Below are 19,075 nucleotides of genomic sequence, written 5' to 3' on the forward strand. Positions count from 1 at the left end.
TACTTTTAATGTATGAATAAAACTACTTTACTTCTCATCTTTTTAATTTTTATTACTAGTTTTGCTCAGGCAAAATCCTCAAACTATTCAAAAAAAGTAGCCACAAGTACGGAAGCAGCTCCCACTATACAGATCACTTTTGGAAAAATAAACAACGCTCAAGCCTCTTGCATTCCAAATACGATCCTAAGCGTAGCGAATCCTTCTGGACTTAGTTCTTATCAATGGTATTTTAACAATGTTCTAATTCCGTCTGCAACAGCAGACAACTACACGCCAACACAGGCTGGTTATTATTATGTCACTGCCTTACGATCTCCTTCGGCAGCAGTAGAGCGTTCAGCTGATATCCCTGTAAGCATCTGTCCTCTAGACACTGATCATGATGGAATAAACAATAACGTTGATCGAGATTTAGACAATGATGGGATAATTAATTCTTTTGAGGGTATGTATACGCTTGCAAAACACACCGTTATATCAAATGGATCCGAATATACAGATATTACAAATGGGAGTGGTGCCATAATTCCAAAACCCCTTTTTGGCTTTGTTTCTTCTCTAGCCGCAGGAAGATCAAAATTCGTAACCTACGACCTTCATTTGAATTCTCCAACACATGTTATACTAGCTTACTTACCTCCTGAATCCCCAGGAGATCAACAAATAGCAGATCCCTCAGAGTATATAAACTCTAGGGGGGATTTTACAGTTCGTGTTCCTGAAGATAAAACCTTAACCATTCTAAACCCTAACAATGCCTTATTGATTGACACTAACTACGATGGAATGTATGAAAGTGACGTAAAAGAATTCTCCTCTTTTGAAATTCGATTTCGTGTCAATAACCCCTCTAGTCCTGCGGGGTTACGTCCTGGTACGCCCTTTAGTATTTCTAGTTATTACACTGATTTTATTTCATACACACATCGTAATTTATCTGATACGGAAGCTAACAAAGCTACTTTTGTATTTACAATACCTTTGCTTTTTGATGTAGACTCTGATGGAATACCTGATCTTGAAGATTTGGATAGTGATAATGACGGAATTCCAGACCAAATTGAAATGCGAGGACAGGACATTAGAACCTATTCTGGTATTGATGTCGATAAAAACGGATTAGATGATGCTTTCATGCCCATTGAAGCGGGCATAAATACCGACGGCACCCACCCCTATGACTACTATGTTATTGATAGAGTAGATTCGGACAGTGATAATGATGGTATTTACGACCTTGTTGAATCGGGAAATAATGCAATCGATGCGAACCATGATGGAGTTATTGATGGTTCCCCAGCCGCTTTTGGTAGAAATGGCTTACTTGATAGTTTAGAGACATTTCCTGATAGTGGTATCCTCAACTACACTATAGCCGATACTGATGCAGATGGTATGGCAAACTATATTGACCTCGATAGTGATGGAGACTCTTGTAATGACGTTACTGATGCAGGATTTACAGACCATAACAATGATGGTTTACTTGGAAACACACCTTTGACATCAGACCTCAGTGGCATTGTCACTAGTGCCATTGATGGATACGTGACACCAAACAGCGCTTACCTAATTTCTGGAAAAATACAAATCGCAAGCCAACCGATCAATCAATCTGCCTACGAAGGACAAAGTACTGTATTTACAATTACTACAAACCCTATAAATGGATATCAATGGCAATTCTCTACCGATGGCATTATTTGGACTAATATTGCTGATGGTTCAGACTATACCGGTAGCACAACAAGTTCTTTAGCGGTCAAGAATCTAAGGCTAAGCATGCAAAATTATAAATATCGCGTAGTCCTTAGTAAAATTGGCAATCTTTGTGGATTAACCTCCCATGAAGCCTCTTTGACTATTCAGGCATCGCCAATAACCTCTCCTCAAAGTTTGATTCAATGTGATGATAGCGCTGGTGGAATATCTACTTTTAATTTAACAGAGAGAAATAGTTCCTTTTCAACAAACCATAGCAACGAACTTTTTACGTATTATACTACTGAAGCAGCCGCGACTGCAAAAGACATAGTATTTTTAATTAACGATCCAATTGCCTACAGAAGTACTACTGGATCCGTTTGGGTGAGAATCGAAAACGCAAGCAGTTTTTTTTCGATTGGTGAATTAAAACTAATGGTATCCGCAACCACAATCCCCTCTACTTTTAATCCCACTCTGTCCATTTGTGATGATGATCTAGATAATACAAATGATGATCAAGATGGAATCGCTACATTTGACTTTAGTAGTGTCTCTGATGACTTAAAAGCACTTCTTCCTGCACCTAGTTCTTTATATTCAATTGCTTATTACCAGACAGAAGGTGACGCTCTATCAGAAATCAATCCCATCACAAATACCACAAATTATAGAAATACAGCCTTTCCAAATCAACAAAAAATATGGGTTCGAATAGAAAACATTCTCGATAATTCATGTTATGGACTTGGTGAAAATCTTACCTTGAAGGTAAAAGAGGTGCCTAATATTGATTCGAACGCTCATCATAATGATGATCAATTGGTTTGCTCTAATTTATCTTCTTTTTTTGTAACACTTGATGCTGGGATTAAAGACAATACACCTACTACCGACTATACATATGTTTGGAAAAAAGATGGCGGAATCTTAGCCGATCAAACACAATCTTCTTTAGAGGTAAATACTGAAGGAATCTATTCCGTTGAAGTTACTTCTCTTTCTGGCTGTTCAAAAACCAGAGAAATAAAAGTTTCTACATCAAATCTGGCGAAAATAAATCAGATTACAGTTGAGAATGTAAATGAATCCAATACCGCTACAATAGCAGTTGAAGTTACAGGTCCTGGAACTTACCAGTATAGTCTAGATGATCCAAATGGACCTTTTCAAACATCAAATGTTTTTGAAAATGTATCACTGGGAATTCATGAAGTATATGTAAATGATCAAAATGGATGTGGCATAATAAGTAAATCAATTGCAGTTATTGGTGCTCCCAAATTTTTTACTCCTAATGCTGATGGATACAATGATTATTGGAATGTTCGTGGTTTAGATACTGATCAAAACAAAAACGCTTTTATCTATATTTACGATCGATATGGTAAACTCCTCAAACAACTTAAGCCCTCAGATATAGGCTGGGATGGAACTTTTTTAGGTAAAATGCTACCTGCCAGCGACTATTGGTATACTACTGTATTTGAGAATGGTAACCAAACAAAAGGCCATTTCAGCCTCAAAAGATAAAGCGAGAATCTTTAATTTACTTCCTACACATTTTCGTATATTTGAGTCTAATGAAAAATGTATGAAATCTGTCCGGTTAATAGCATTCATTACCCTACTATTAAGTACAGTAACTTCCATTGCCCAAAAAGAAGCGGCAATTTGGTATTTTGGAAAGAAAGCAGGTTTAGATTTCAATTCCGGAAACCCGATAGCTCTTACAAATGGGAGATTAGAAACTAACGAAGGCTGCACCACTATATCGGACAAAAACGGCAGACTTCTTTTTTATACTGATGGGTCTGTTATATACAACAAAGCCCATCAACTGATGCCAAATGGAACTGGATTACTAGGACATTTTTCCAGTACACAATCTGCCATTATCATTCCAAAGCCTAGCAACCCCAACATTTACTATATTTTCACTGTAGATGAACCAAATCCCGTAAACGCTGATACCAACGCGACAAATGATGACGATCCCCCAAACAGTGGCTTAAACTATTCCATGGTTGATATGAGATTGAACAATGGATTAGGAGATATTGTGAGTAACGAAAAGAACATTCCATTGATTACGTATGACCCTACTAACAGTGAAGATGTAAAATATAAGTGTTCAGAAAAAATTACCGCCGTGCAACACAGTGACGGTTCTTCCTTTTGGGTAATCACTCATTTCAAGAATACCTTTTATAGCTTTAAAATCAGTAATAACGGCGTTGATCAAACACCAGTAAAAACAATAACCACACAAATGATGCCTCTTGGAGGTTATAATTTAAATGCTATTGGCTACTTAAAAGCTTCCCCAAATGGCAAAAAAGTAGCGATGGCCAATATGGCTACTAATAACTCCAATGTGAAAAATTCCTCTGGTCAACCAATAAGGAATACTGGTAATGTATGGCTTTATGATTTTGATGCTAATACGGGTTCATTAAGCAATCAACTCAACATTCTTAACAACACCAATCCTTATGGAGTTGAATTTTCACCAAAAACGACAAAACTTTATGTCACCTTCAACAGATACAACCCTACAAATGGCATCTCTTTGGGTAGCTCACTTGTTCAATTCGATTTAAAAAAACCAGATATCATCAACTCTCAACAATTAATTTATGCTTCTAATTATGCCGCTGGGGCCCTACAACTCGCTATAGACGAAAAAATATACAGAGCTGGTTATTCCATTGCTGGTGATGATAATAATCGATTATCGGTCATCAGCAATCCCGAAGCTGATGGCACTAATTGCAACTATATGCAAGACAAAATTGATCTAAAAACCGGCTTTTCAAAACTAGGTCTCCCTCCTTTTATAACCTCCTTGTTCTTGTATACTTTTGATTATGAATTCAACTGTTTTGGAGATTCTACCCATTTCTTTATTAATTCCGTAGAAACGATAGACAGTATAGTATGGGACTTTGGTGATGGCAGCACTTCTACCGATCACGATGCCCACCACACCTTTGCCGCAGCAGGAGACTATAAAATAACGCTAACCAAAACGGTTAACGGCGAAAATAGAGATCCCATTGTGAAGACCATTACAATCTATGAGAATCCAACTGTACTATCAACGCCTTATAAATTAATTCAGTGTGATACTCAAGATAGCAATTCACTAGATGGCCTCGCGACTTTTAACCTCACACTAGCCAACGATCCCATTACCCTAGGAAATAACGACTATGAAGTATTTTATTATCATAGCCAACAAGAGGCTCTGAATGATATTCATAACAGCATGTCCATAAACCCCATTTACCAAAACAGTACACCCAATGAAATTCTTTATGCCAAAGTAACACAACCCAATTCTTCTTGTTACAGCCTTACAACTGTTATTTTACAAGCCAATCCCAACCTTGCTATTTTAGCTACCAATCTTCATCAATGTGATTCCGCTAATGGAACAGCAGCATTTGACTTAGAACAAAAAAAACAAGACATTAAAACGGCTTTAATTCTACCTACTGACGTTCAACTTTACTTTTATCCTACTGTCATGGATGCCGCTTTAGCACAAAATGAAATTAAAAATACGATCACAACCGTTTCAAAAACGATATTTATTAGAGCCGAAAATAATGAAGGTTGTTACGGAACTGGGCAATTTGAATTAATAGTAGACCCAATTCCCAATTTATCTTCTGCTGCTGATCAGCTGATTTGTGCCACTCAACCCAATACAACACTTACTTTAGTAACCGGAATTCAAGTCAATCAACTCCATGATTACACCTATCTATGGTCAACAGGAGCTACTACACCTACTCTAACTATAACCGAAGAAGGAACATACAGTGTCACTGTTACCAACAATGCTAACTGCTCTGCTACCTTAGACATTCCTGTAAAATTATCTCATTTAGCCGTTATCAACTCTATTGAAATAACTGATTTCACCACCCAAAATGAAGTGATTGTCCATGTCAACGACCCTGAGTTTTATCAGTATAAGATTCAGTTTGAAGACGGTACTCTTAGTGATTATCAAAATTCGCCGGTTTTCCGAAATATACCTGGCGGCTTTCATGAGTTAATTATCGAGAATAAGGATGGATGTGGACGCATAACAAAAAGTTTTTCTATACTCAATATTCCGAGATTTTTTACTCCCAATAATGATGGTCAAAATGATTACTGGAATTTCAATACCCTAAACAATCCTCTCTATGAAAATGCTACCATTTTCATTTATGATCGCTACGGAAAACTTTTAAAACAATTATCCCCTTTAAGTACAGGCTGGGACGGCACCTACAATAAAGCCCCTTTGCCCGCCTCTGATTATTGGTTTACAATACAATTAGCAGACGGCAGAGAAGCAAAAGGTCATTTTAGCTTAAAAAGATAATCCAAGCAGTCCCCGTAAATTCATCTATTTGCCTTTAAAGTAAAAGGAACTTAATAACTATATCTCAGCGCTTGATTTAAAAACGTCTAGATAGGAGAAGAGGCTGTCTATACAGACAACCTCTTCTTTATACACTAAGCTTATTAGCTATACAATGATTAGCTTAAAACGAAGCCGTGTTCAATGCTTTATCAACTAATAAACCATCTACTGGTTTTAGGTTAAGGCTTGCTTTGCGTTTTGCTTTTAATTTAATAACCAACAAATCAGCAGTCCCCTTTAATGTTTCTTTATCTCCAATATTCACAAAAGTTGGATACAATGCTTTTTTTCCATTTGTATGCAACCTATCATAAGTAAGGTTTTGCATATCCTTAAGCGCTAATGCTTGTACGCTTACAAATTCAAAATCTTGTGGATTGTATGGCAAACCAAAACTTAATGCATTTACGCTAGCTAAATTTACACCCTTTACGGTTATCTCCACAGTTTCTCCAGCATTGTAAGTTGCTTTTGCACTGCTTAGGCTTAAAGTTCCCGTTAATTTATCGATTTTGTCCATTTCTGCACCACCCTCTAATTGCGTGGTCACATTTGAAATATCCAATGCATCAATTAAACCGTTTTTGTTAATATCTCCATTACTGATGTAACCGTCAAAATCACCATCACCTTTTCGTAAACCAGTGTAGTTGGTGTATGAGGTTAGATCATTTTCATCAATCACTTTATCGTTATTGATATCCCCAGGGAAGAAACTTTCTGTTCCAGGTACTTTAAATACATATAATTCTCTTCCTGAACCAAAACCACCCACACCTTCTGTAACCACTAATTTTATGTAGCGTACCGTTGGATGATTAGCAAAATCGAAAGTTTTTGTGTCTCCATTTCTGGCCCATGCAAATTTCCCTGCCTCTGTCCAAGTGGTTTTGTTCGTACTATAAAATACAGTTCCTTTGAGTAGTACGCCATTACCACCTCCAATGCGTGGCAAGTATTGGAATTTCTCCACTTGATTTACACTCTTCAAATCTATTACCATATCAAAAGGCAATGAGTTTTTACCCCAGATGGTGTGCCAACCATTATCTTCTTCAAAATCAAATAATCGATTTAATTCAGAACCTTCTTGACTTTCCGCAGTACTTGTCGCTTTTATTCCTTTAATGGCAAACTGCAACGGATTAGCTGCTGTTTTTGCTTGAATACTGACCCAATCCGAATACCCCTCTTTATTCGCTGCCCTTAATTTAAACGCATAAGAAGTTTCGGCTGTTAAACCTTCAAAAGACATTATAGTGTCTTTAATGGTGGTGTATACCATATTGTCGAACTCTATTTCGTAAAAGTCTGCATTACTAACTTTTTTCCATGTTGGTTTAAGCGCAAAAGCTGCTTCGTTCTTTTTACTAACCTGTGCTGACTCTGGTGCCTTTAGTGCGCCCGTGGCAATACGGTGTTTATCTGCAGGTTCGAATAGGAATCCTTTAACCTCAAGTATAACCCCATTTTGAGTCACATCTGTAGGAGCTAATTTTACCAACAATTGCGGATTTTTAGTCATCTGCACTTTTTCGAATTCACTTCCCTTGGTTGCAAATCGATTTAAGTTTGGTGCAGCATCGTAAAAATAAACATTTTGTCGTTCAGCATATTCAGCCGCCGACTTAACCATTTCCAGCTTTAGGCTTTTGCCTCCAACTTTTGCGGTAACCTTATTAGGTTGCTCAGTCACGTTAATAACAAAGTTCGTAGCCTTCTCTTTCACAAAACCGTCAAAATCACCTTTGGTAGGTTCAATAGTAATGATGGCCACGTTTTTATTTACCGCAGAAGAAATTAAAGTAGAAGCCCCTTTACCTAATTTGTACGCTTCAGTTGTTCCATCATCATCGTATTCGGTAAAACTGCTGTTCCCAGCTGGATAAATCTCGTAAATACGGACTGCTTTATTAATTTCGTTTGCGTTATTAGTCGCATTTGCCATCGGTATAATCGCTCCACTTTTCACAAAAACAGGCAGCTTCCAAATAGGTGTTTCAAAACTATTGATGATGGTATTCCCCGTATATTTTTCTCCTGAGAAATAATCAATCCAGGTCCCTTCTGGTAAGTAAATTGTGTTTCGAATGTCATTCCCTTTTTCATCAGCCTTGGTGGTTTGATAAATAGGAGCTATTAAAAAATTAGGTCCAAACATGTACTGATATTGTGTAGCAGATCCTAATGTATAAGCAGTAGGATTAGCTAAAAACATTGCTCTAATCATAGGCAAACCATCAACAGCTTCTTTGGCAATGCTGTATTGATACGGTAATAGTTCTGATTTTAGTTTTAAATAATTACGGTTAATAGAAGCAAAAGGTTCTCCCTGTGCGTGTGGATATTTTTGACTAGAACCCCAACCATCCATATTTAACTGCATAGGTGTAAAGGTTTTCCATTGGAAATCTCTAACATTCATTGGACCGTTTTTACCGCCAAAAATACCATCCATATCAGAAGTAATGTTGGGTTGTCCAGATAATCCAGAACCAATATAAGTTGGAATATGGAAACGGATATACTCCCAGTTTCCACCCGTTTGATCGCCACTCCAGATAGTCGCATAACGTTGTGTACCGGCCCAACCATCTAATGAGATGATAAAAGGTCGAGCATCATTACCGTAATATGGCATAGTTTGCCCAACATCAGCTACCCCATTTAGGCCAAATGAATACCCTGCACCTACCCAAGCCACGTCAGTTTTAAGCACTCTAACACCTGCATCTCTTACCTCTTTTAAAATATCTCTTTGCAGTAAGGCACTTACTTCCGATTTAGGATGCAAGTCAGATTGTGTCCACAAGCCAATCTCAACACCGTTTTTACGGGCATAATCGCCAAAGCTCTTTAAGTTAGCAATATTACCGTCTAAAGTTTCGGTTTGTCCATAACCAGCACCATAACCATCGTTTGGCAAAATCCACCCCAGAGGCATATCGTGTTTTTTGTAACGGTCGATAACGCCACGGGCAGAAAACTGGTAATTATTTTTTTCACCATTAAGTGATTCTTTTATACCACCATTATCTTTTTGACTCTCTTTATAAGTTTTTCCGTCTTCAAATAAAATCCCTGCAGGGTCTTCTTTCCAATAATCACGGTTAAAAGCATTCAAATGGCCTTCGTAAAAACCAAATTTTGGTACTAAAACTGGATTACCTGTTAGTTGGTAAAAATCATTTAATAAGGGAACGACACCCTCATTGATCATGAAAAAGAGATCCAAATAATCTGTTTCGTGAAAAAGTCTTACTGTTCCTTTATCTTTTGCCCCAAAATCGTATCGACCTTGTTTAAAGGTGTACCACATTAGGCCGTAACCTTTGGTACTCCAATAATAAGGAGTCGGAGAAGCTACACCGCCATCTGTCCAACTGTTTTGGTTTTCAATGGCAATCGATTTTCCTTTGTGAGAAAAACGTCCATTTTGCACACCCCCACCATAAAAAAACTCTTGAGGGTTTTCTTTAAGTGTAAGTGAAACTCTGCTTTTCTCGAATTTTACAGGCTCCGTTTCTTCCAAAACGACTTCCTGATTTTCTTTTTTAACAACCTTAAATAAGGAAGTGTTTTTATTGATGACAATACTGATTTTGCTAGTTGATATGACAAACTCCCCATTTTGATCCACTAAAGTCAATTTTGAAACTGGCTTTCGTGCATTGTTTACTAAAATTTGCGCCTCGGGTTTCGCTTCTGGATCCCTAATGACACCTCCGTTATTGTCCTGAAATAATCTAAAAATATTCTCCCCATAAAAATCAATGGTTAAACGCTGGTTGTCCGCGTACACAATTTCCACTGTTGTTGGGTTGATAATTTTTACTCCGGCAACTTTTTGTGTTTCCTGTACTTGAGATATAGGATACTTGATTTTTGCTGCGGCTTTCCCTTGAGGGGCCGAAAACAGCATTGCAGATACCATAATTGCCGTTATGTTATACCTGTTGTTGCGAATAATTTTGATCATAAATTTAAGATAACCCACATTTTAATAGTGGAGGTTTTGATTAGTGTAATTTGTGAAGCATTAAAAGTAAAAAAAAAGAATCATTTTTGATTTAATCTACTCATGGTCTTTTAACTTTATACTACTTTTTTGTTCCAATTAAATAGACGATCCTTAGAGGAGTATAGATCCATTAAATCAGCCACCAAAATTCAACGCGACAGTATTGTTCAAAGTATCCTAAGGAGCAAATGGCGTGAAAAAGTGAAAGAAAATTTAAAAGGAAACACATCGGTTTTTTCAAGTTTATCATAAAAAAAAGGTTAGCGCCGAAATAGTTCAGCGCTAACCTTAGTAGTATACCCTCTTAAAATTGGGCTTCTTATCTTTAGTTGTTCAATATTTCATAAACTCGAAAACCTTTATTGTCCTGTGCCTCTATTTCCAATGTTGTAGCCTTTTGGAATTGTTTAACCGGTATTTCAACAAAATTCTCTTTTCCTTCGTACACTAAGGTTTTGGCACCACGCTTGTTCACCCCATAGATGGAAACCTTTTTATTGTTGGTTCGCATCAGCAAACTGATGGACTGTATCTCTTTATTGATCGTTAAAGGTAAACCGATACTCGATTTATCATTCAACTCTAAATAGGTAGCAATCGTATGATCTTGAACATACACCCTTTGATCTGCATTTACACTTTGAGCATCTAGCACCACTTTAAATTCCTTCAAAAAGAAGCTTTTTATCTTATCAGAACTGTTTCTGTAACGAATGTATTGAATCGCATCATTGGCGAACTTAAGATTGCCCTTCCCTTTATTTTGCTCCACTTTTAACTGCGCCCAAACTTGTCCGTCCACTGAAGTTTCAAATACCCCACCTTCCATTAAATTTTTAGATTCTAAATTAAAGAAGAGCTCTTTCACTTTCACCCTTTTGTCCATTTGGATCCCGACATATTCTCCAGGATTTAAGTTTAAAACCTCCAAGATAGGCGATATAGCAATAGCGACATTACTCAATTGCAAGGGTTGATTTTTTAGTTTTTCAGCATTGCTAATTACATTTGTTGAACTGGCATTCGCTTTGATTTCAGAGGTACCTACGAAATAAGCATTCGCTTGTTCAAAAATAGTTTTCACAAAAGGAGTTAACACTAAAGAACCTGTTTTCACACCTGGTTGATAAGGGTTTTGGTTATAGGTTTTATCCACTAAATTGATACTATCTAAAGCCGTTTCTACTTTTAAATAATGATCCCAAGCTAAAGCTTTATTTTTCGCTTGTTTGCCTTCGAGCATCTTTATGCTTTCTAATCCAGCTTTCCCTAATAAGTTGAATTGCGTCAACCAAGGGTCGATTTCTTTAATTAGGTTTTTATTGTGGCTTTTTTCACGTAGCTCTGCTGCCACTGGAATAATATGTTCAAACTCCTTTTTAATGGTCACTGCCGACGCAGTTGGATAGTTGTCATTTTTATAAGCCGTTAAAAAGGAGTCGATTTCGGGTTTTATGCGAACCGATTCTTCCCTTCTGTAGCGGTGTCCGTTAGGCCCTAAGTCACTATTGTGCTCATTAAACAATTGAAATGCTTCGGAAGCCTCTGGCATAATGTATTTTGAGGCGGCATGCCAAGCGGTATTGGGCTCATATTGTTTCAGATTCCAAGTATACAAAGCAACACTGAATAAGGCCACTTTAGAGGCTTCGGCACGCTCCATCGGATTGGATACAAAACCGGATAAATCACTTTTAATAGTAGTGTCTAAGCCATAAGCAGCTCCCATTAACAAATGATCACGCACATAATCACTTACAGGAAAATTCCACCATATGTAGGCTTTACGTTTGATTCGTTTGTTAATCCAGTCTAAATCAGATTTACTCACATCGTCGATAACGCTATCTCCCGTCCACATAATTTGTATAGCAGGATCGAGTTTATCTCCTAGAATATCTAAATAAGTATCTGGTTTTGGATCAGCCCAAGCTTTGTTGTACTCCGTAGGACACATAATCAAAGGCAAGACATCTTTTTTCTTTTCAATAAACTCCTTTTGAACATAATTGAGCAATTCAGCCTGTTTTTCTGCCTTGGTTCCAACCCCCGTAATATCATCAAAAAATACGGCAAAAGAACGCACGCCTAAACCATACATTAATTCCAGCTTGTTCAAAATAGCCAACCTGTCAGATTCATTCCATTGAATATCCAATCCTGGGTGAATTGCCCAGGTAAAATCAATTTCATTCTTTTTTGCTTCCTCAACTAACTCTTGAATCTGCTTGGCGTTTTCGGCAGGATAAGCTTTTCGCCAGTTTGGAGAGGAATGATAGGGATCATCTTTAGGTCCATAGATATAAGTATTTAATTTTAATGCCCCATAAAATTTAAACTGCGAAATACGATCTTCATGACTCCAAGGCGTACCATAAAATCCTTCAACAGAACCACGTGACAAAACATCAGGAAAATCTATGATGTCTACTAAGGGCAAACTGTTATTGCTTTTTAATTGCGTTAAGGTTTGCAAAGCATAATAAGCACCACGATTATCAAAAACATTAATTTGGACGTCTTGTGAAGTAACCTTTAGCGTATAGGCTCCTGACACCTGCAAGCTTTTATCAGCTTTACTTAATGTAGTAATACTAACAGGGAACACCTTCGTTTTAGCTGCGCTATTGAAAATATCGTTCAACAATGCCAAGCTATTGGATTTTAATTTAAAATTCCCTTTTAATTGATAGGATACTTCTGTGCTGATTTTTTGTTCAGTAACATTTATTTTCTGCGGACTAGGATAGATCGCAGCCTTGTCATTTTGGGTCCATCCGGTATTTGCAAATGATAAAAATAAGGTAGTGAATAGAAGGTGTTTTAGTTTCATTTTTTGGCGTTAAATAGAATAGTGGTTAAATTGGTTCTTAGTTTTTTTTTAGGCTTGAAATCAAATAGTACTGAATCGAATAGAAATAGACACAACATATCCACTTATTGGATTGAGTAGTCTTGAAAAAAAATAGATTCCATTAAAATAGGAATACCGTTCTCAAATATAAGGATTTTTTTAAAAATCATTTTGTCTTACATCTCCATTCTCGAAGTGAATTTAGAAGGACTTTGACTTTTTATATCCCCCCTAAACAGCTACTAACATTGGAAATTAATGCTATTTACATCAAAAGGCCAGTTTGACTAAAATTTTAGACACAAACAACAGTCTCGATGTAAGCCTGTTACATACTTTTTTTGTAAATAAATACTTAAACAGGTAAATATTTGATCTGAATTGCTATTTTTGCATCGAATTCTAAAGGCAGTATCTTCAAAAAAGGAGATTGTTTTTTTAATAAACGGGCGTAGTTCAAGGGTAGAATAGCGGTCTCCAAAACCGTTGATGGGGGTTCGAATCCCTCCGCCCGTGCGAATAAAGTATTTCACAATATTCGGATTGGAGTTTTAAAAACATAAGATCAAGATCAATATACTGATAAAAGACTTAAGTAAAATTCAGAAATACTAGCACATAGAAGAGACTGTTCGAAAAGTAATTTTCGGACAGTTTTTTTTTGCTCCTTAATTTGCTTTTCAATACCCACAACCACCTACGTTAATACCTACATAGCCTAATATTCACCTAATTGGAATTATCAACTCACACCTTTTTCATTGCATTTAATGATTTAATCTCAAGAATCATTTGACTAATTTCAGAGACAACACCTTTGACCTCATTGGTCCTTTCGGGTACACTAGCACAATCTAAAGCTAGCCTAAGATTGAGTTAATAGCCCAAAACATTACTTAGAACAGGAACACTTCATCATAGCATCAAAAGCGATTAAGAACCTTTTTTAAGTTCCAATAAAGTACTGCGAATCCACTATTCTTTAAAACAAAAAGAGGCTGTCTTTTCAGACAACCTCTTCTTAATATATAACAAGATAAAATTAGATTTTAAATCTTTTTCTATCAGTTTCTGTCAAGTAAATTTTTCTTAAACGAATAGATTTTGGAGTAACCTCTACATATTCATCTTTTTGAATGTACTCTAAAGCTTCCTCTAAAGAGAAAATAATCGGAGGGATAATTCTCGCTTTTTCATCATTTCCAGAAGAACGAACGTTAGATTGTTTTTTCTCTTTCGTTACGTTTACACACATATCATCACCACGAGAGTTTTCTCCAATTACCTGACCTTCATAAATTTCAGCATTTGGCTCAACAAAAAACTTACCACGATCTTGTAATTTATCAATAGAATAAGGAATAGCTTTTCCTTTTTCCATAGAAATCAATGAACCTTTGTTACGTCCAGCAATTTCTCCTTTGTAAGGCTCATATCCGATGAAACGGTGTGACATAATCGCTTCACCAGCAGTAGCTGTAAGCAATTGATTACGCAATCCAATAATTCCACGAGATGGAATGTTGAATTTAATAATCATACGTTCACCTTTAGTTTCCATACTCAACATTTCACCTTTACGAAGTGTTACGAACTCAACCGCTCTACCTGAAAGATTTTCTGGTAAATCGATTGTTAATTCCTCAATTGGCTCACATTTTTTACCATCAATTTCTTTGATGATAACTTGCGGCTGACCAATTTGTAACTCATACCCTTCTCTTCTCATTGTTTCAATAAGAACAGACAAGTGAAGTACTCCACGACCAAAAACCATGAATTTATCTGCAGAATCAGTTTCACCTAACTTCATCGCTAAGTTTTTCTCTAATTCTTTTGTCAATCTTTCTCTAATATGACGAGAAGTTACAAATTTACCTTCTTTACCAAAGAAAGGAGAGTCATTAATTGTAAACAACATACTCATTGTAGGCTCATCAATAGCAATAGAAGCTAATGCTTCAGGGTTTTCGTTATCAGCAATAGTATCACCGATTTCAAAACCTTCAACACCAATAATTGCACAAATATCTCCAGCAATTACTTGTTCTACTTTTTTACGACCTAAACCTTCAAAAGTATGTAATTCTTTAATACGTGATTTTATAACTTTACCATCTCTTTTTACCAAAGAAATTGCCATACCTTCTTTCAATACACCTCTTTCAAGACGACCAATAGCGATACGACCTGTAAAAGCAGAGAAATCCAAAGATGTAATTAACATTTGAGGTGTTCCTTCTGATACTTTAGGTGCAGGTACATTAGCAATTACCATATCTAATAAAGGCTCAATGTTATCCGTTTGGTTTCTAAAGTCATCAGACATCCAGTTGTTTTTAGCAGAACCATAAACAGTTGGGAAATCTAATTGTTCTTCTGAAGCACCTAATTCAAACATTAAGTCAAAAACTTTCTCATGAACTTCTTCAGGAGTACAGTTTTCTTTATCAACTTTGTTGATAACAACACAAGGTTTTAAACCTAAGTCAATAGCTTTTTGTAATACAAAACGTGTTTGAGGCATCGGCCCTTCAAAAGCATCCACTAGTAAACATACACCATCGGCCATGTTTAATACACGTTCTACTTCACCTCCAAAATCCGCGTGGCCAGGAGTGTCAATAATATTGATTTTTGTTCCTTTATATTGAACAGAAACGTTCTTAGAAGTAATAGTAATACCTCTCTCACGCTCTAAATCGTTATTATCAAGAATTAAATCACCTGTGTTTTCGTTATCGCGAAATAACTGACAGTGATACATAATTTTATCAACCAAAGTGGTTTTACCGTGATCGACGTGGGCAATAATTGCAATATTTCTAATAGATTCCATCTGAGATTTTTAATGGCTGCAAAGGTACACTTTTTTTTGATATAAAATACGTTTCTGCGATAGTTTGCGTATATACAACCAATTAGTTAATTCCCAAACCCTAAATTCCCAGCTCAAAATGACCTTGTTTATTGCTTAATTATAGTTAATTTAACTATATTTGAGTGATGAAAAGTAAAACGCTCCAAATTACTCTAATATATATTATCATATCGCTGTTTTTGGCAATAATTTGTCATAAATTGCTCGTTAACTACTTCTCAAAAGAAGACTATTTCTATTTATTCCTTGCAAAAGACATTCTTTTTATCCTTATCACAGGGCTCGTTTTCAAATACATACTATCCAATAACGAGAAAAGAAACATTTCTGTTTTCGAAAAACTAAAACAAACCAACGAAGAAATCAAAGAATCGAACGAAAAATATGATATCGTAGCAAAAGCAACAAGCGATACTATATGGGATTGGAAAATTCAAGAAGACAGTATTGGATGGAACAAAGGAATCGAAAATGTTTTTGGCTACAACCCTGCAGAAGTTGGGAAAACTTCAAAATGGTGGTTTGACAAAATTCACCCAGAGGACAGCATTAGAATGTCCATCAAACTCTATTCGTTTATTGAACAAAAAACTGAAAAATGGCAAGATCAATATCGCTTTAGATGCGCTAACGGAACTTACAAATACGTTTTAGATCGTGGTTTTTTACTTACTGATGAAAACGGAAGAGCCATCAGAATGATTGGAGCCATTCAAGACATTACCAAACAAAAAGAAGAGGAACAGCGTTTAAAACTTCTAGAGACCGTAATTACACAATCCAAGGATTCTATTTTAATTACAGAAGCCAATTCCGTCAACGGAAAAATCCCAAAAATAGTCTATGTAAACCCTTCTTTCTCACAAATGTCAGGATATCAATCCAGTGAAATAATTGGAAAATCTCCCAACATCTTCAAAGGACCTAAATCGGATTCAGAGGAACTAAAAAAACTCTTAAGGGCAATAAAAAACAAAGAAGAGTGCCTAATTGAAATCATTAGCTATACCAAACAAAAAGAAGAATACTGGGTCCGTTTTGCTATGATCCCTATTTTCAATAGCGAAGGTATAATTTCACACTGGATCTCCATACAACGAGACATTACCGAAGAAAAAAAATTAGAAACTGAAAAAGAACATCTTATTCGAGAACTGACCCAAAACAATAAGGACCTTAAACAATTCTCATACATTACATCACACAACTTAAGAGCCCCCTTATCTAATTTAATTGGACTTTTAAACCTCATAGAAGACATTCCGATTGAAAACACCGAACTCAAAGAAATATTAACCGGATTCACTAAATCAACACATCTCTTAAACGAAACAATCAACGATCTTGTAAAAGTCATTATCATTAAGGATAATCCTTCTATGCAAAAAGAAGAAGTCTCCCTAAAAGAAGTATTCGAAAATGTCTTTAGCCAATTATCATTTCAAATCGAATTACACAAACCGATCATTAAACTAAAATTCGACAGAGTCCCTTTACTCAACACAAACAAAGCTTATATGGAAAGTATTTTACTGAACCTATTAACTAACTCCATAAAATACAAATCTGAGAATCGAAAATTAAAAATCTCCATTACTGCAGAACAAATTGACCATAAAGCTGTCTTAACCTTCAAAGACAACGGAATCGGCATTGACCTAGAAAGAAATCGCGATAAGGTCTTTGGACTATACCAAAGATTCCACAATTACCCTGACTCAAAAGGACTAGGTTTATACCTAGTAAAATCTCAAGTAGAAACTATGGGCGGCACCATTAGCATCGACAGCCAAGTCAATATAGGAACCACATTTACCATAACGTTTAAAAATTAAGACCATGCTAGAGCAAATCCTATGCATCGATGACGATCCCATCACCTTGATGCTAAGCAAAAAAGTAATTCAAAGATCATCCTTTTCAAAAGAAATCATCACCGCTCAAAATGGCGAAGAAGCCTTACACCACTTCAACACCCTAAAATACACCAACAATAAAAACAAGGTGAATAAAAAACCAGAATTGATTTTTTTAGATCTCAACATGCCCGTAATGGGAGGCTGGGAATTCTTAGACCATTTCACTTCTCCAGATTACGCTGATTTCAACAATGCTTATGTGATCGTATTATCCTCAACCATTGACCCAGAAGACCTGATCAAAGCTAAAAAATACCCCATAATCATCGACTTCTTATCCAAACCTATCACACAATCTATGTTAGAATACCTTAAAAACAAAATAGATATTTAACCCCAGAAAACAAAAACAATAAAAAAAACACCAATCTGAAAGTTTCAAATTGGTGTTTTTTTTTACCTCACCCACGCTCCTTTTCCAAGGCAACTGATCCAAACCCACAACCCTCCAGCACAAAGCGCAGCTAAATAATAAACAAAAAAAAAAGACCCTCTTTAGAGGGTCTTTATATATTTAGGAAATTGTAATTAATTACAATTTAGCAACATGTTTCGTTAATTTAGACTTCAAGTTAGAAGCTTTATTATCATGAATGATGTTCTTTTTAGCTAACTTATCAATCATAGAAATTACAGTTGATAATTTTGAAGCAGCATCAGCTTTATCAGTAGCTATTCTTAATGCTTTAATAGCATTACGAGTAGTTTTGTGTTGATATCTGTTAAGAACTCTTCTTTTTTCGTTGCTTCTAATTCTTTTTAATGCTGACTTATGATTTGCCATTTTTTTTAATTTTAGATGTAATAATTATTATAGATACTAGTTAAAAAAGAAAAACCTCCCACAATTGCAAAAACAATCACTTTGGTTTTAACTAATAAAATAAACACCGAGACACCAGTCCTTATTTTACAAAACTTATTCACAACTAATTTTAGTAGTCCGTAAGGGAATCGAACCCCTGTTACCAGGACGAAAGCCTGGAGTCCTAACCCCTAGACGAACGGACCATTATCGTTCTAAGTTTTTCTATATTTAAATAGAGGTATTATTGTAGCCCGTAGCGGAATCGAACCGCTCTTACATGGATGAAAACCATGCGTCCTAACCGATAGACGAACGGGCCATTTTAATTCTCAATATTTCAAGAAAATTTCGCAATAAAAGTAGTAGCCCGTAGCGGAATCGAACCGCTCTTACATGGATGAAAACCATGCGTCCTAACCGATAGACGAACGGGCCTGCTTTGTTATTGCGGTTGCAAAG

General features: G+C 36.2%; 8 protein-coding genes and 4 tRNA genes. 5 read left to right on the top strand and 7 right to left on the bottom strand.

The features are described 5' to 3' along the window. Positions 1–12: 12 nt before the first annotated feature. Both AC51AA_RS08930 and AC51AA_RS08935 read left to right on the top strand, forming a co-directional pair. Positions 13–3,240, top strand: coding sequence for a T9SS type B sorting domain-containing protein (locus AC51AA_RS08930; protein WP_500701777.1), 3,228 nt, complete (start codon positions 13–15; stop codon positions 3,238–3,240). Positions 3,241–3,301: 61 nt separating this feature from the next. Then, entirely contained in the window at positions 3,302–6,091 is a 2,790-nt protein-coding gene (locus AC51AA_RS08935; RefSeq protein WP_500701778.1) for a T9SS type B sorting domain-containing protein, read from the top strand. A 163-nt stretch (positions 6,092–6,254) separates the two neighbouring features. On the opposite strand, the gene AC51AA_RS08940 is transcribed toward AC51AA_RS08935, so the two are convergent. After that, positions 6,255–10,112: a TIM-barrel domain-containing protein gene (locus tag AC51AA_RS08940; protein WP_500701779.1), complete on the bottom strand. Its 3,858-nt coding sequence runs from the start codon at positions 10,110–10,112 to the stop codon at positions 6,255–6,257. 367 nt (positions 10,113–10,479) lie between these two features. Further along, positions 10,480–12,987, bottom strand: coding sequence for a beta-N-acetylglucosaminidase domain-containing protein (locus tag AC51AA_RS08945; protein ID WP_500701780.1), 2,508 nt, complete (start codon positions 12,985–12,987; stop codon positions 10,480–10,482). A gap of 466 nt (positions 12,988–13,453) precedes the next feature. Here AC51AA_RS08945 and AC51AA_RS08950 point away from each other — a divergent pair. Next, positions 13,454–13,524 (top strand) — tRNA-Trp (locus AC51AA_RS08950). Positions 13,525–14,050: 526 nt separating this feature from the next. On the opposite strand, the gene typA is transcribed toward AC51AA_RS08950, so the two are convergent. Next, positions 14,051–15,847, bottom strand: coding sequence for a translational GTPase TypA (typA, locus tag AC51AA_RS08955; RefSeq protein WP_500701781.1), 1,797 nt, complete (start codon positions 15,845–15,847; stop codon positions 14,051–14,053). A 242-nt stretch (positions 15,848–16,089) separates the two neighbouring features. Between typA and AC51AA_RS08960 the strand changes: the two genes are divergently transcribed. Both AC51AA_RS08960 and AC51AA_RS08965 read left to right on the top strand, forming a co-directional pair. After that, positions 16,090–17,724, top strand: a complete 1,635-nt coding sequence (locus AC51AA_RS08960) for a PAS domain-containing sensor histidine kinase (RefSeq protein WP_500701782.1) — start codon at positions 16,090–16,092, stop codon at positions 17,722–17,724. 4 nt (positions 17,725–17,728) lie between these two features. Then, a complete protein-coding gene (locus AC51AA_RS08965) occupies positions 17,729–18,142 on the top strand; it encodes a response regulator (protein ID WP_500701783.1) in 414 nt (137 codons plus the stop codon). A gap of 198 nt (positions 18,143–18,340) precedes the next feature. Here the strand turns inward: AC51AA_RS08965 and rpsT are convergent, their stop codons facing one another. The 4 genes from rpsT to AC51AA_RS08985 all read right to left on the bottom strand — a co-directional run bounded on the left by rpsT (position 18,341) and on the right by AC51AA_RS08985 (position 19,051). Next, the gene (gene rpsT / locus AC51AA_RS08970; RefSeq protein ID WP_500701784.1) at positions 18,341–18,592 is read right to left on the bottom strand and encodes a 30S ribosomal protein S20; all 252 of its coding nucleotides are present in this window, start codon (positions 18,590–18,592) and stop codon (positions 18,341–18,343) included. A 155-nt stretch (positions 18,593–18,747) separates the two neighbouring features. Beyond that, positions 18,748–18,819, bottom strand: a tRNA-Glu gene (locus AC51AA_RS08975). A 44-nt stretch (positions 18,820–18,863) separates the two neighbouring features. Beyond that, positions 18,864–18,935 (bottom strand) — tRNA-Glu (locus AC51AA_RS08980). Between the two features lie 44 nt (positions 18,936–18,979). Further along, positions 18,980–19,051, bottom strand: a tRNA-Glu gene (locus tag AC51AA_RS08985). Positions 19,052–19,075: the final 24 nt, after the last annotated feature.

Source organism: Flavobacterium sp. OHVDL-2026-0007, assembly GCF_059882335.1.

Coding starts and splice junctions, on each gene's coding strand:
- AC51AA_RS08935 (WP_500701778.1), top strand. CDS start 3,302: ATGAAATCTGTCCGGTTAATAGCATTCATTACCCTACTATTAAGTACA.
- AC51AA_RS08940 (WP_500701779.1), bottom strand. CDS start 10,112: ATGATCAAAATTATTCGCAACAACAGGTATAACATAACGGCAATTATG.
- typA (WP_500701781.1), bottom strand. CDS start 15,847: ATGGAATCTATTAGAAATATTGCAATTATTGCCCACGTCGATCACGGT.
- rpsT (WP_500701784.1), bottom strand. CDS start 18,592: ATGGCAAATCATAAGTCAGCATTAAAAAGAATTAGAAGCAACGAAAAA.
- AC51AA_RS08945 (WP_500701780.1), bottom strand. CDS start 12,987: ATGAAACTAAAACACCTTCTATTCACTACCTTATTTTTATCATTTGCA.
- AC51AA_RS08930 (WP_500701777.1), top strand. CDS start 13: ATGAATAAAACTACTTTACTTCTCATCTTTTTAATTTTTATTACTAGT.
- AC51AA_RS08965 (WP_500701783.1), top strand. CDS start 17,729: ATGCTAGAGCAAATCCTATGCATCGATGACGATCCCATCACCTTGATG.